The organism is Parapedobacter soli (assembly GCF_025460835.1).
GTDB lineage: Bacteria > Bacteroidota > Bacteroidia > Sphingobacteriales > Sphingobacteriaceae > Parapedobacter > Parapedobacter soli.
In genome coordinates, this window is the sequence record NZ_JAMXAY010000051.1 from 1 (window position 1) to 14,740 (window position 14,740).

The 14,740-nt window shown below is 48.7% G+C and carries 12 protein-coding genes; 8 read left to right on the plus strand and 4 right to left on the minus strand.

Annotated features, from left to right (window positions below; translation table 11 throughout):
• The first annotated feature begins 176 nt into the window (after window positions 1-176).
• Together NGM62_RS17570 and uvrB are read left to right on the plus strand one after the other, a co-directional pair.
• Entirely contained in the window at window positions 177-362 is a 186-nt protein-coding gene (locus NGM62_RS17570) for a nucleotidyltransferase family protein (RefSeq protein ID WP_262249593.1), read from the plus strand.
• 638 nt (window positions 363-1,000) lie between these two features.
• Window positions 1,001-3,034: an excinuclease ABC subunit UvrB gene (gene uvrB, locus NGM62_RS17575; protein ID WP_262249594.1), complete on the plus strand. Its 2,034-nt coding sequence runs from the start codon at window positions 1,001-1,003 to the stop codon at window positions 3,032-3,034.
• Window positions 3,035-3,045: 11 nt separating this feature from the next.
• Here the strand turns inward: uvrB and NGM62_RS17580 are convergent, their stop codons facing one another.
• Window positions 3,046-4,539 (minus strand): aldehyde dehydrogenase (NADP(+)), encoded by a 1,494-nt coding sequence (locus NGM62_RS17580; RefSeq protein WP_262249595.1) that lies wholly within the window; start codon window positions 4,537-4,539, stop codon window positions 3,046-3,048.
• Between the two features lie 354 nt (window positions 4,540-4,893).
• Here NGM62_RS17580 and NGM62_RS17585 point away from each other — a divergent pair, with 354 nt between their 5' ends.
• Window positions 4,894-5,916, plus strand: a complete 1,023-nt coding sequence (locus NGM62_RS17585) for a hypothetical protein (protein WP_262249596.1) — start codon at window positions 4,894-4,896, stop codon at window positions 5,914-5,916.
• 35 nt (window positions 5,917-5,951) lie between these two features.
• Window positions 5,952-8,168 carry a glycosyltransferase gene (locus NGM62_RS17590; RefSeq protein WP_262249597.1) on the plus strand — a complete coding sequence of 739 codons (2,217 nt, stop codon included), beginning with the start codon at window positions 5,952-5,954 and terminating at the stop codon, window positions 8,166-8,168.
• Between the two features lie 12 nt (window positions 8,169-8,180).
• Here the strand turns inward: NGM62_RS17590 and NGM62_RS17595 are convergent, their stop codons facing one another.
• On the minus strand, window positions 8,181-8,993 hold the full coding sequence (locus tag NGM62_RS17595) for a glycosyltransferase family 2 protein (protein ID WP_262249598.1): 813 nt from the start codon (window positions 8,991-8,993) through the stop codon (window positions 8,181-8,183).
• 183 nt (window positions 8,994-9,176) lie between these two features.
• Between NGM62_RS17595 and NGM62_RS17600 the strand changes: the two genes are divergently transcribed.
• The 3 genes from NGM62_RS17600 to NGM62_RS17610 all read left to right on the plus strand — a co-directional run bounded on the left by NGM62_RS17600 (window position 9,177) and on the right by NGM62_RS17610 (window position 12,103).
• Window positions 9,177-10,208, plus strand: a complete 1,032-nt coding sequence (locus NGM62_RS17600; protein WP_262249599.1) for a hypothetical protein — start codon at window positions 9,177-9,179, stop codon at window positions 10,206-10,208.
• A gap of 100 nt (window positions 10,209-10,308) precedes the next feature.
• Window positions 10,309-11,304, plus strand: a complete 996-nt coding sequence (locus tag NGM62_RS17605) for a Stealth CR1 domain-containing protein (protein ID WP_262249600.1) — start codon at window positions 10,309-10,311, stop codon at window positions 11,302-11,304.
• A gap of 13 nt (window positions 11,305-11,317) precedes the next feature.
• Window positions 11,318-12,103 (plus strand): glycosyltransferase, encoded by a 786-nt coding sequence (locus tag NGM62_RS17610; RefSeq protein ID WP_262249601.1) that lies wholly within the window; start codon window positions 11,318-11,320, stop codon window positions 12,101-12,103.
• A 4-nt stretch (window positions 12,104-12,107) separates the two neighbouring features.
• Here NGM62_RS17610 and NGM62_RS17615 read toward each other — a convergent pair whose 3' ends face one another.
• Window positions 12,108-13,055, minus strand: a complete 948-nt coding sequence (locus tag NGM62_RS17615) for a stealth family protein (RefSeq protein WP_262249602.1) — start codon at window positions 13,053-13,055, stop codon at window positions 12,108-12,110.
• Between the two features lie 182 nt (window positions 13,056-13,237).
• On the opposite strand from NGM62_RS17615, the gene NGM62_RS17620 reads away from it, so the two are divergent.
• Window positions 13,238-13,411: a hypothetical protein gene (locus tag NGM62_RS17620; protein WP_262249622.1), complete on the plus strand. Its 174-nt coding sequence runs from the start codon at window positions 13,238-13,240 to the stop codon at window positions 13,409-13,411.
• A 75-nt stretch (window positions 13,412-13,486) separates the two neighbouring features.
• Here NGM62_RS17620 and NGM62_RS17625 read toward each other — a convergent pair whose 3' ends face one another.
• Window positions 13,487-14,653, minus strand: coding sequence for an ATP-binding protein (locus tag NGM62_RS17625; protein WP_262249603.1), 1,167 nt, complete (start codon window positions 14,651-14,653; stop codon window positions 13,487-13,489).
• Between the last annotated feature and the right edge of the window lie 87 nt (window positions 14,654-14,740).

Consider the following 14,740-nt stretch of genomic DNA (forward strand, 5'->3'; position numbering starts at 1 on the left):
CTGAACGCCCCTGAAACTAAAACCAATGCTGGTGGTGGTTTCATTTGAAAATGATTTTATTTGCTCCATCTGTAATCTTACCCTAGCTAACGTACCACTTTCAACCAAATAGGTAACGACTTCCCGAGACATTACCGCAGAAGAACTGAGAGCAAACGCGTGGTCAAAAAAGTAGCATGAAACTAAAAGAAATCATCGAACGCCATCATTGGCGTAAGCAGTTGAAGCCTTCCTTGCAAAAGCGCTACCCAATCAGTGAGTTGGCGCTATTTGGATCGGTGGCAAGTGATGAACATGCTGAAGCCAGCGATATCGGTATTCTGGTGGACTTTAACGGCTCAATTGGTATCGGATTTTTTTAAACTTGCAAACGAACTGGAAGATGAATTTCAGACCAAGGTAGACGTTGTATCCAGGAAAGGAATAAAACCCCATTACCTTCCTTACATCGAGCGTAATTTGATTCAGATATGAGCAAGCGGGAAATGCCTGCAAGCAGGAAGTACTTACCTGACGTATTAACAGCTATTGGATTGAATACCTAGTTTAACCAATTTTTTCCGTACTTTCGTTATATGAACGAGGACGTCTTTTTTTGGGTTGAAGAAGTTCCCAAGGGCGGCTATACGGCCAAGGCATTGGGGGGAGTCTATTTTCACTCAGGCTGAGACACTCGAAGAATTGCGAGAGGAAGTAAAGGACGCTGTTACATGCCATTTTGACGAGGACAGGTTGCCCAAGATTATTCGTCTACATCTTGTCAGAGAAGAGCCGCTGACGCTTTAACCATGGGTTCAAAAAGATGTTAACGGCGACGGACTGGTTAAGGCTCTTGTTAAACAAGGATACAGAGAAGAACTTATTAAGCTGATGAAGCTTTGAAATACTGGAAACGGCTTCACGATACTCAACATAAACCAATATACCCGCTTTTCCTTATCTTTGTTGCCCCCGGTGATACAATCCACGTCTCGCTCGGTTTCTTAAAAGTCCGTAGTACATGAAATTCAAGCTCACATCCGAATATACGCCCACGGGCGACCAGCCCGAGGCCATCCGCCAATTGGTCGACGGTGTCAACGCCGGTGAGACGTACCAGACACTACTCGGGGTAACCGGGTCGGGTAAAACCTTTACCGTGGCCAATGTTATCCAGCAGACCCAGCGGCCTACATTGATATTGAGCCACAATAAAACACTGGCGGCACAGCTCTATGGTGAGTTCAAGCAGTTTTTTCCGGAGAATGCGGTAAACTACTTCGTTTCCTACTACGACTATTATCAGCCTGAGGCGTACATCGCTTCATCCAACACGTACATCGAGAAGGACCTCGCCATCAACGATGAAATCGAAAAACTCCGCCTCCGCACCACATCGGCCTTGATGTCTGGCCGGCGCGATGTTATCGTGGTCTCGTCTGTATCGTGCATCTATGGTATGGGTAATCCCGAAGATTTTTCGCGCTCGGTTTTCCGGTTTGCCGTGGGTACCGTCATCAGCCGCAATGCTTTCCTGCACCGATTGGTTGAGATATTGTATGCCCGTACTACCACAGATTTCAAACGGGGTACTTTCCGCGTGAAAGGAGATACCGTCGATATTTTCCCGGCTTACATGGATGAAGCCTATCGTATCTCTTTTTTTGGTGATGAAATAGACGAGCTCAGTGTCATCGACCCCATCAGTGGTAAAACGCTCGAAAAGATGGAAGACATGGCCTTGTTTCCAGCCAATCTATTCGTTACGCCGAAGGAAAAGTTTACTCAATCGCTATGGGCGATAGGCGAAGAGCTGGAATTACGCAAAGAACAGCTATTGCTCGATGGCAAACCGTTGGAAGCGAAGCGGCTCGAAGAGCGGGTCAACTACGACCTGGAGATGATGCGTGAGTTGGGCTATTGCAGTGGCATTGAGAATTATTCACGCTTCTTCGATGGGAGGGACCCTGGTATGCGGCCGTTCTGCCTCCTTGATTACTTTCCCGACGACTACCTGACGGTGATCGACGAAAGCCACGTCACAATCCCCCAGCTACGGGCCATGTACGGCGGCGACCGCTCGCGGAAACTGTCATTGGTGGAATACGGATTCCGCCTGCCGGCGGCTTTGGATAACAGGCCGCTTAATTTCCCGGAGTTCGAGTCGCTCGTAGGTCAAACCATTTACGTAAGTGCGACCCCGGGTGACTATGAGCTGCAGCAAACCGAAGGTGTAGTGGTGGAGCAGGTCATCCGGCCCACGGGGTTACTCGACCCGATGGTTGAGGTGCGGCCCGTAATCAATCAGGTAGATGACCTGTTGGATGAGGTGGACCGCGTGGCCAAAGAGGGGGGAAGGATACTCGTAACCACGCTTACCAAGCGCATGGCCGAGGAACTCACCAAGTACATGACCAAGCTGGGTATCCGCGTTCGGTATATCCATTCGGAAATCAAGACGCTGGACCGCGTGGAAATCTTACGTGGATTGCGGCTGGGCGAATTTGATGTGCTGGTGGGTATTAACCTGCTAAGGGAGGGGCTTGACCTGCCGGAGGTGACGCTGGTAGCCATTTTGGATGCCGATAAAGAAGGATTCCTGCGGTCGGAACGATCGCTTATCCAAACCATCGGCCGCGCAGCCCGTAACGATAAGGGCCGCGTAATCATGTATGCGGATACCATAACCCAGAGCATGCGGATAACGATCGACGAGACAAACCGGCGTAGGGATAAGCAGATCCGATACAATGAAGAGCATGGCATCACACCCCGTACGGTGGGCAAATCCCGCGAAGCGATCTTGGAACAGACATCGGTGGCGGATTTCAAAGGTGGAGACGCCAAGATTTACGTGGAGCCCGGGCCCACAAGCAGCATCGCTGCCGACCCGCTGGTACAGTATATGAGTAAGCCGCAGCTGCAGCAGGCTATCGATAAAGTGCGTAAAGATATGAACAAAGCAGCCAAAGAAATGGATTTCCTGCAAGCGGCGAAACTGCGGGACGAGCTGTTCGCACTCGAGAAAACATTTGAAGAGCTGTTTGGCGAATAGGTAGCGGTCAGTTAAACCGCTCCGGGTAGCTCTCCTTTGTTCAACTCACCGTTTACCGTGCGCCAGATACCTAGCGGATTGGCATTTTTGAGTTCGTCCGGCAGCATCTCGTCCGGCCAGTTCTGGTAGCTGATCGGCCGTGCAAAACGCTTGATGGCATCCGGCCCAACCGACGTGAACCGGCTATCCGTAGATGCAGGGTACGGCCCACCGTGCTGCATAGCTCCGCAGACTTCCACGCCCGTTGGGAAGCCGTTGAGCAGCAAGCGGCCGCATTTTTCTGTCAGTGCCGCTACCAATTCCGTATGTTGGCCCAGCTCCGAAGGTTCTGCCAAAACGGTGGTGGTAAGCTGCCCCTCCAGCTGATTGGCTATGGCCAATGCTTCTGACGGGCTTTCGTAGGTAACCACAAGCCCGAAAGGGCCGAACACTTCTTCACCTAGTTTGGGGTTTGCGAGGAACCGCTGCGCTGAAACAGTGGCTACCGTAGCATTGCCGTGGGTTTCGGGGCTGTCTTCGTTCACGGCTACCAATACATCAACCCCCGCTTGGCCCAGCAAGTCGGCCTTGTTTTTATGATAAGATGCGGCAATGCCAGGATGCAGCATCCGGGAGGGGGCAATCTGGCTGATCTGGGCCGCTAACGTGTCGAGAAAACGGGGTAGGTCGCTGGTGTTGGGCGCCACAAAAATACCGGGGTTTGTGCAGAATTGGCCTACACCTAACGTGAGTGAACCCGCGTATTGCGTGGCCACCTCTTCGGCGGACGCCGCTAGCCGCCCGGGAAGTAGAAAAACCGGGTTTACACTACCCATTTCGGCAAATACGGGAATCGGGTCGGGGCGCTGGCTGGCCAGGTCGAATAAGGCCCTGCCGCCATAAAGCGATCCGGTAAAGCCGACCGCTTTGACCAGGGGGTGTTTTACCAGGTACTGCCCTCCGGTAGCCCCATCCGTGGCAATGGCAGCAAATATGCCGTTGGGCAGGCCCGCCTTTGCCGCGGCCCGTCCAATGGCGCTGGCCATAATGGCCGAGGTCTTGGGGTGGCCCGAATGGCTTTTGAAAATCACCGAACACCCCGCGGCGATAGCCGACGCCGTATCGCCGCCAGCGGTAGAGAATGCAAACGGGAAATTGCTCGCCCCAAACACCACCACCACACCCAGTCCGGTGTAGGTTTTGCGGATATCCGGCCTGGGGGGCGTGCGGCCGGGAATAGCAGTGTCGATCTGTACCGGCAGCACATTGCTGTTTAACAGCGCATCGGCATAGATGCGCCATTGGTTTACCGTGCGTGCTTTCTCGCCGGTAAGCCGGCCCTCGCCGAGGCTCGTTTCCGATTGCGCGGCATCAATCAATTCTGTGCCGAGCGACTCGATTTCGTCGGCAACCAGATACATAAATGCCGCCCTTTCCTTGAGGGTTAGCTTCTTGAAACGTAAGAATGCTTCCTGTGCCCGTATGATATATGGGTCTATTTCCTGAATGGGGATGTTTTCGCTCATGACACTTGTTCCATTGTTGATCTGAGCGGTAAATTTAAGCAATCTGACAATACCGGACGAGTGGCAATGGCATCTTTGCTGATTTTTTGTGCGGCGGCGAGCTTTTTGGCCCTCAGCGGTTAGTGATGGGTAATAATTGGACACTTTGTTTACTGGTGTGAACAATGGCAGGGCTTCCCACAGTGTTTGCTTCGCTTTATTCCCGTGATAGAATTGTTGAAACATATCGTGCTGCGAGTAGCATTGAGACTGGAATTCCCGTTACGTTGAGAAAGTACAGTGAAAAGCTGGCAGGTTAATTGAAGGAAATTGGTTGTCGGACAGCACCTGCCTTTTGATATAATGACAAACTATATGGCGATTTTTGATGGAAAAACAATTGTTTTGGGAGCTCCTCAGCGGTTTAATTGGGACAGTGTTATTGAAGCTGAATTAGAAAACCTCGGTTTTAATACAATCAATATTTCGTTCTATGGCGATAAATTTAAATATAAAGACAGGTTCCAGCGGCTGCAAAGCTTTTTTTTCCGGGAGATATTAGGCGACCGGTCTTATAAAACCAAGTTGAAGTTTGAGGCGAGCCGGGATAGGCTGGAGGAGAAATTGGATGCGTTATCCGTGGCAGACTATGCATTGATTATACGACCGGATGTTTACCCGATAGAATTCATAAAGCGGTTGCGGACAAAGGTGAAAAAATTGATCGGCTACCAGTGGGACGGGTTGGACCGTTTTCCGGATGTGTATGATTACATCGGTTTGTTTGACCGGTTCTTTGTTTTTGATGGCAATGACCTCACTGTCCCGCTGGTGCTGCCCATCACCAACTATGCACCGGTGGCATTATGTAGGAACCTGCATGACGAGGCGTTACAGTCAGATGTGTATTACTCCGGAAGTTACGAAAAACAACGGATAGACGAATTGGGGCACATTATCCAAGATTGCAGGTCGCTCGGTTTAAAAGTGAAGTATCGCCTACATTACAAGAAAACAATCGATTTGCCATACGGACTGAAAACGACGACGAAGTCGGTGGCTTATGATGAGAACGTGCGGTACGCATATAACACCAAAGTCATCCTTGATTTACGGAATCCGGTCCATGACGGTCTGTCTTTCCGGTTTTTTGAGGCACTCTTGTTTGACAAGAAGGTAATCACCGACAACCCCCGCGCTATGGAATATGACTTCTACCATCCCGACAATATTTTTATTCGGAATAATAGCGGGGTTGATGAGCTCTATGAGTTTATTGAGAAGCCCTATCGGCCGTTGCCCATGGCGGTGAAGGAGAAATACAGCTTCAGGAATTGGTTGCACTATGCGCTAGACGAAGGAGAATATACGAGCTTGTCCATCCCCCAGCATGGATAGTGATCGAGTTGACTTGTTTTTGATTTACTACCCTTATGCGTGCCAATAAAATCTCCAGATGGATAGATGGCAGAAATCGCTCATTGAGCCTTTTCATTACCCGCAAATACTACAAAAATAAGGAACAGGGAAAGCCGATACCGTTGTTGAAGCCCTCGTTTTTGATAGCGATAGCCCAGCGTTTTCTTTTGATAGCTATCAGCCTGTTTCGGTTTAACAAGGCGCTTTTCGCCGGGTACAAGTGGCTGTCCTTCCGCAAATTTTGTCGCCGGCTGCTTGGTTTGGCCAAGTTCGAAATACCCGGTTTATTGCCACCCCCCGAATCGTTTGCTCCGCTTTCGTTCCCGGCGTCCGAACATCCCGAAGTGAGTATCGTAATTTGCGTTCATAACCACATTCGCTTTACTTACAACTGCTTGTTGTCGATATTGAACAATACGCGAGGCGTCAGTTATGAGGTCATTATTGTCAATGACTGTTCAACGGACGATACCGCTATGGTACTCGCTGAGATGGATAATATCGTCGTTATTGACAACGATAGGAACATCGGATTTCTTAAGTCGTGTAATAAGGCGCTACCTTATTGCCGGGGAACGTATGTCTGTTTTCTGAATAATGACACACAGGTGTTATCCGGTTGGCTAGCGAATTTAATTGCTCCTTTCCAGCAGGTCGAAAAGGTTGGACTGGTTGGCGCGAAACTGGTTTATCCCTATGGCCTGCTTCAGGAGGCGGGTGGGATTGTCGATTTCAGGGGTGAGCCGGCGAATTATGGTAAGTTTGACGACACTGAAAACGTGCTTTATAACTATCTCCGGGAAACGGACTACTGTTCGGGGGCTTGCCTCCTGGTATTGAAGGCCGATCTTATCACATTGGATGGGTTTGACGAAGCTTTTTCCCCCGCTTATTATGAGGATACTGATTTGGCTTTCCGCATTAGATACCGGTTGAATAAAAAGGTTTATTACCAACCGCTATCCCAGGTGGTGCACTTCGAGGGTGTGAGTTCTGGCAAGATTTCCGATGGGGCAAATGTAAAGAGCTATCAGTTTGTCAATGCCGGGAAATTCCGGGCTAGGTGGGCTGATGTTTTTCGGTCATTCCCACAGACCACTGATGCGGAGGCTGTCGCACGGAAATTCACCCATCACCGGAGATGTATCTTGATTGTCGAGCCATTGTTGCCGACATTTGATCAGGATTCGGGCTCTCGCCGGATGTTTGAATTGATTAAGCTTTTTCTACAATTAGATTGGAATGTCATATTTTCCCCGGAAAGGAAAACCCAAGAGGAACCCTATTACTCGCTTCTCGTCAACATGGGGGTGTGGGTGCTTAATAAGCCTGTTTTTCAGAAGTCGTCAAAAAGCGTCATACGGCAGGTGATTCCTTGGATTGATGTGGCGTGGATAAGTAGGCCCCGGATGAACCGGCGGTACGGGCGATTTATAAAAAAGAAAGGTATCTATTGGATAAACGACACGGTCGACATCCATTTCCTACGTGATGAGAGGGCCCTTGAAATAGGAAGGATAGCCCCGCGTAAGGCGAAAAAAGTGAAGCGGCAAAAGCGGATGGAGCTATCATTGCTGCGTGAGGCTGATACGGTTATTGCCATTACAGGCTTGGAGGCCAAACGTTTAAATAGCTATGGGATTAACAACGTCGCCGTCGTTCCGAATATACACCGTCCGGTGAAGATGGAGTTGCCGGGTTTTGAGGAGCGGCAAGGGCTTTGTTTTATAGGCGGATTTCGCCATTTGCCAAATGTAGACGCGGCGAGTTGGCTGGTCAACGATATAATGCCGCTGGTCTGGCAGAAACTGCCCACCGTAGTAGTCTACTTATTGGGGAGCCTCCCCACCCAAGAGGTGCTCGACCTACGGTCTGATAGGGTGCATGTTCCGGGTTATATCCCTGATGTATCGCCATATTTTTTGTCTAGTCGGGTTTTCGTTGCGCCGTTGCGTTTCGGTGCAGGGATGAAAGGTAAAATCGGCCAGAGTTTTGAATTTGGGTTGCCGGTAGTGACTACCGATATCGGGGCGGAGGGCATGGGGCTCGTCGACCGGAAGCATTACTTACGAGCAAACACGGCAGACGAATTTGCAGAAGCTATTTTGGAGTTATATCACGACAACCAACTGTGGGCTGACCTTTCGCAGGGTGCGCTTGCTGCGCTGGAACCTTATTCTGTTGAGCAGGTAGGGGAGAAACTAAAAGACATCTTGAGTCGAGTGCACTAGGTGAACAGTACACTAGGTGAACTTGAAATAGAGATAAACAGCCAGCGCAAGCATGCGTTCCTGTGGCGTTCCATTTCGCAGCAGGTGTTTTGCAGCACGCTTAAAATCCTGTTTATGTGCCGCCAAGGATGCCGAGAGTAGCGCGTAACGATAGTAGCGTATAATGTTGATCCATTTATCGCGTGCGAACGGTTCGTCTGCCGTTGTCGAACTCAAGCCCCCGGTGGAATAGACTGCAATGACCTGCGTTGTATATGTGATTTTATAGCGGGCGAAGCAACGTAAGTTGAGATCGTAGTCGGCGAGAACAGGATAGGTCAAATTATAACGTTCACCGCGTTCAAATATCTGCTTGTTATACAGAATCGATTGTTGGCAAAGGTTTTTCTGAAAAAGTAAGGCCAGATGGGTTTCACCCATGTAGATTTCACCGTCCTTTATCCAGTGGCTATCGCCGGCCATGATCACGTTGCCATAAACCAGATCGGCGGAGGGGGTGCTGGCTAAAAAGGTGTGGAGCATCGCTAGGGTGTCGTCAGCGTATAGCCGGTCGTCGCTGCCAAGGAATAACACCCACTGGCCCGACAGCCGGCCGATAGCACGGTTCATGGCATCGTAAACGCCGCAATCTTTTTCTGAAAAAAGCCGTAAGCGGGAATCGGCAAACTTGCGAATCAAATCGCATGTACCGTCCGTTGATTGCCCGTCCTGTACAATTATTTCAAAATCGGTGAACGATTGGTCAAGGACGCTCGTTAGGCAGGAATTGATGGTGCTTGCGGATTGATAAGTGGGGATTACAATGGAAAAGAACGGTTTAATCATCTGATGGATAACTTTCTTTTGATACGTTTAAATAAAACCAACATACATTTCTCTATTACTTCTATAAGTAATGCATGAGTACAAAGGAAGCGAATTTTATTTTGGGATTGCGATTGACGATTTGCTGATATTGGAGTGACTTTTGCGGCCCCTCTTCTACCTATGGTTAAATGAAATGATTTTATGCTGAATAAGTCTCCGTCAAACGGTAACAAGAAAATGTCAGTGCTTGTGGGCATTTACTCCCTTGATCATGTTGGTGGTGCAGAGACGTATACCTGTGACCTGATTAAACAATTGAGGTCCAGGGACGAAATCGAGGTGGAGTTCTTCGCTATTAAACAAGGCCGATTATGCGATTACCTAAGAGATGACCTGGGTGTTCCATTTATGCGTAAGGAAAAATACGACCTGATTCTCGTTACGCACAATGTTACTGTGGAGGCGCTGTATGGGAAAGGACCCATTGTGCAGATCTGCCATGGTGCTATTATGGGATTGGAATTCCCGTCGGTCTATGCCGATTTCCACGTGGGGATATCAAAAGAAGTCTGCGATAGCCTCGAAAGGAAGGGATTTGACAGTGTGTTGGTGCTTAATGGGCTCGACCTGCAGCAGAAGCGGCCCGAAAGGCCGCTTAATCCGCAATTGAAAAAAGTGCTGTCGCTCTGCCAAAGCGAAGAGGCCAATAGCTTATTGCGCGACGTGTGCCGCCGGCTTGGCGTCGGCTTTACCGCATTCAACAAACATAAAAATCCTACATTCCATATCGAGCGGGAAATCAATGATGCCGATTTGGTGGTAGGTATCGGCCGTTCGGTGTATGACGCCATGGCTTGTGGGCGGCCGTGCATTGTTTTCGACAGCCGCGATTACAATGGCAATAAAGGCGACGGATACCTGCACCCGCATTTATTCAACGTGTTTGTGGAAGCAAATTGTTCCGGCCGCTACCGCAACCGACATTTTTCGGAAGATGAGCTGATCGTGGAGTTTACAAAATACCGGCCCGGCGACGGGGAGCGCCTCCGGGCAATCGCCGAAGAGCAACTGGATGTTGCCAAGACTACCGACGCATTACTGAGTACCCTAAGCCTGATATCTGCGAAAACGAGAAGGAAGAAAAGATACCGCATTTTCAAAGCGCGGTTCCGGCGCCTCCGCAAAGCGTTTAAACGGCAGTTGAAACGGGCTATTGGGGTCAATCCATCCTAACGCCCATGATGGGGTGCCGCATGGAAATCGTTTTTGTTGACGCGATTCTAGTTGCATATCAAAGCAACTTTATCTAAGTTTGACCGTTTAACGGGAGGGTATGGATATCGACTTTGTGATTACCTGGGTTGACATGAATGACCCGAAATGGCAGCGAGATTTTGCGGCCTATTCGGGTAAGATAAACAACAAGAAGAATGAAGTAACCGAGGCACGCTTTAGGGACCATGGGCTACTGCGGTATTGGTTCCGTGGTGTGGAGAAATTTGCCCCATGGGTACGAAACATCCATTTCGTTACCTGCGGCCAACAACCCGAATGGCTGGATACCAGTCACCCGAAACTGCGGATGGTCGATCACAAAGACTATATTCCGAAACAATTTTTACCATGCTTTAATTCGAGCTTGATTGAGATTTACCTGCATCACATTCCCGGATTAGCAGAGCATTTCGTTTATTTCAATGATGATTTTTTCATCATCAACGACTTGCCGGAAACGCGTTTTTTTGTCGATGGCGTCCCTAATGATATCGCCGCCTTTCGAATGAACCTTGGTTTTTCGCTATGGAGCAAGTGTTTGAAAAACAACATTGAAATCATCAACCGACGATTTGATAAAAAGCAGGTGATGGCTCGCGATCACGATAAATGGTTCCATGAAAGCTACGGCAAGAAGGCACGGTTGACCCGTCTGTTGAAGTCTTATGGGAAGTTTGTAACCCTGCGCACACCCCATAATGCGCAGCCGTATACCAAGACTACCTTTGAGGAAGTATGGGATTATGCCGGTAAAGAGTTGACGGCGATGTCATCGCACCGCTTCCGGAGTCCCGAAGATTATACGCAGGAGCTTTTCCGTACATGGCAGATATGCAGATCCAATTTCAACCCGTATAATACCTACCAGGACACGAAAATGTTCCCGCTCGTTTTCAGGGCACCTAAAGCCATCAAGGCCATACGCGAACAATCCTATAAACTGGTCTGCGTAAACGATAGCGAGCACATCATCAATTACGACAAGACCATGCAGGGCGTAGATGATGCTTTTGCAAGTATTTTGGGAAAGCCATCGAGTTTCGAACGTTATTGATTATCATTTGCTTATGGTTGCTGATAACCCTTTGATTTCGGTGATTATCCCGGTTTACAACGGTGAGAAATACATCAGACTTTGTTTAGAAGATATGGAAAGCCAGTCGTATGAGAATTTAGAAATTATCGTTGTAAACGATGGTTCGACCGATCGATCGGCTGAGCTTATTGCGCAATACCCTGTCAAAGCGATCCACCTCCCGGAGAACCGCGGGTTGTCGGCGGCACGGAATAGCGGAATGGACGCTGCAACGGGAACATACGTCCATTTTATGGATGTGGATGACTCGATTAACCCCGATTTCTACCGGGAAATGGCGGCTGCGGTTAGTGAAACCGATGCAGACATAGCCTGTAGTGGGATGATAAATGAGATAAAGCCGCACCGGACCATGTTATTCGAGAAACAACGGGTATTGACAACCGTTCAGGAAAAATTGAAAGCAACGAACGTAGGTAAGTGGGGCTACGTATGGAGGTACCTGTTTCGTGCTGACTTTTTAAAGCAACACGGTTTGCGCTTTGAAGAGGGGCGGTTGATCGAGGACCTGCCTTTTTCGTTGCCGGCAGTTTTTTTTGCCAAAAGCGTGGTGGTTGTGCCGGGTGCCGTTTATACCTACCGCCTACAGGAGAACTCCATCATGACAAAAAAAGACAAGGCACATAGGCAACGGAGGCGGCGCGATATCCAGTATGTCAAGTCATTCAGACAGAAATTCGCTCGCCAGCACCGGATTAGGATACCGGGTGTGCCGACGGGGAGAATATCCTATCTGTACGTCAAATGGCTCACCTAACCCTTTATTTTTCGTAGGTAGATTTTTTGGGAAAAACCGATTGTAGGAATGGTTTGATGCGCCTGCGGTCACTATCCGAAACATATTGGTTGTCGTTCAAGCAGAATAGCTGTGGTTGGAAGTGCAGGAGGCGTTTCCTATAATCCGGTTTGTTGAGGTCGATTGTAAGTGATTCTTTCCGGGTAACGTGCTTGAGATGCCCACGTCCGATTGCCAATCCGTAATAAAGGTAAATCACCCTTAGGATGTCGTCTTCGTGGCGCACATGGTGTGACATAACTGTCTCTATTTCCTTGTCGAAGACGTCTTCTACCGCGGTCTGGTAATCGCTTTTCCGATAGGCGTCGATATTATGGTGGGGCACACCCGGATAATACTTGCCAAATTTCTCCTCAACTAAACGTGATGCATTGGCCACGGTGTTCCTATAATTAGAAAGTGGCTTATTGATAAGCCGCTTCCAGCGGTACCGCCACTTGCCCAGGGGTTTCCGCTGCAACCGGACAATCGGGTAGCCATCTTTGCCGAAAAAGAACGCCGGTGTAACGTCAGCGTTGAAAAACATATCATCGTTGGCAAATAAAAAATACTCTGATAGGCCCGGTATCCGATATAGGAAATGCTCGATGACAATCGAGTTAAAGCAGGGCAGCGCTTCTGGCGGCATGATGTCCGCATGGTCTACAATGTGTATGCGCGGGTCATCCGTATTCAGCCACTCCGGCCGCTGATTGTCTGTTACGATAAAAATACGCTGTATCCATGGCGCATGCTTTTCTACCGACCGCAACGCATACCTCAATTCGTCATTGTTGATGTAGCGACCCTTGTTGTTTACTTCGGAATTGTCACTGATGGCACCGGTAAAAGCCCGCTTCTTGGCTTGCCATTTCGGGTCACTGCCATCTACCCACAGGTAGACCAAATCTATTTCCATACGTTGGTTGCTCATTTTCTTAGTGTCATTTCCGCATCGGAGGTATCCCCCTTGACGCGGAGCGGATAATCGCAAAAATAGGATAATTGTGATGGTTTTGCTGTTTTCTTTTTAAGATGTGAATCAAACTGTCGCATTGTTCGACATGTCGATAGCCATTAGATTATCGACCGTTGGCGTGGCGATAAGGCCATTTTCTGGACGTACCTGACCTCAAACCCACCAGCCACAGCGAAGAGCATCTGGTACTGGATGCGCCCGCTGGCCACGGTTTCCGTGTAGGCGATGTCCTTTACGCATTACCTATTCATATCTGCCCAACCGTGGCGTTGTACGATCGGCTTACGGTGGTTCAAAATAATCACAGCTAATCGGAGTTCTTCCGATTATTGTGCTAATATCTGTCACTGTAAGCGACGCATCGTACTAGCACAACAGCTAGCGGTTTAAAGGAAATTTTCCAAGGTGAGGTCCCGCCAGCTATTTACCTGTATACCATTGCTCCGGGATTGATTTAGGTCGCCACCGTATATAACGAATCCCTTTTGCATGCCACTGAGCCCCATCCAATAGGTGAGGTTTTTAAAGAACTCAGCATGGACGGTCTTTCCTGATTTGATTTCCACGGGTATGAGGTTGTCAACCTCATCAATCACCACATCTACTTCACGCCCTGTTTTGTCTCTCCAATAAAAGAGGTTTATTTCTCTTCCGGTATTTGTCCTTTTCTTGACCAATTCAGATACGACCAATGTTTCGAAAATACTTCCCCTGAGTGGGTGGGTTTCCAATTGTTTTTCTTGAGTTATCCCGAGTAACGAACATACCAGGCCGGTATCATAGAAATAGATTTTCGGTCTTTTGATAACTGTTTTGTTAAAATTCTTAAAATGCGACCGAAGCAGGAATATGATGAAACTGCTTTCCAGGATACCGATCCATGATTGTATGGTTTTGATGTCTACACCCACTTCAACTGCCAGCGGTGTAATGTTGAGTTCCTGTCCGGACCGGCCTGCCAGCAGGCGTACAAATCGTTCAAAAACAATTAAATCCGTTACGTTTTTGATTTGTCGTACGTCTCGCTCTACGTAGGTTCGCAGGTAATTCGGAAACCAATCCACCGGCGGGATGGCGTAGTCGTGTATTGGGGGGTAGCAACCCTGAAGTAGCACCTTGTCCTGCCGGGCTAACTCCGGGGCATCCCGGTCATATAACTCCTGCAATGCGAAAGGTAGTAATTGTAGGTACGCTACTCTGCCGGCTAAACTTTGTGTGATATTCTGTTGTAGCAGAAAATTATTCGAACCCGTCAGTATAAATTCACCCATTTTGTTTCGCTCATCAAGAATCCCCTGTAGGTAAGAAAACAGGTCGGGTGTTCGTTGTACCTCATCAAGTACAGCTCCTTCAGGATAATTTGCTAAAAAACCGCGTGGATCTTCCAGTGCATATTGTCTCGTGTCCGGATCTTCCAAAGAGACATATGGTTTTTCGTTGAAAAGCGCACGCACCAACGTCGTCTTGCCGGATTGCCGTGGGCCGATTACGGCAACAGCTTTAAATAGCGAGGCCAATTGTGTTAACTTTTGTGCAGCAATGCGAGGAATCATATACAAATGTAATGAATTGTCGGAAAAATATGGAATCGTATTCCAGATTTTTCCGATTCTTGTGAAACGGAAATCGACTACTTAGTC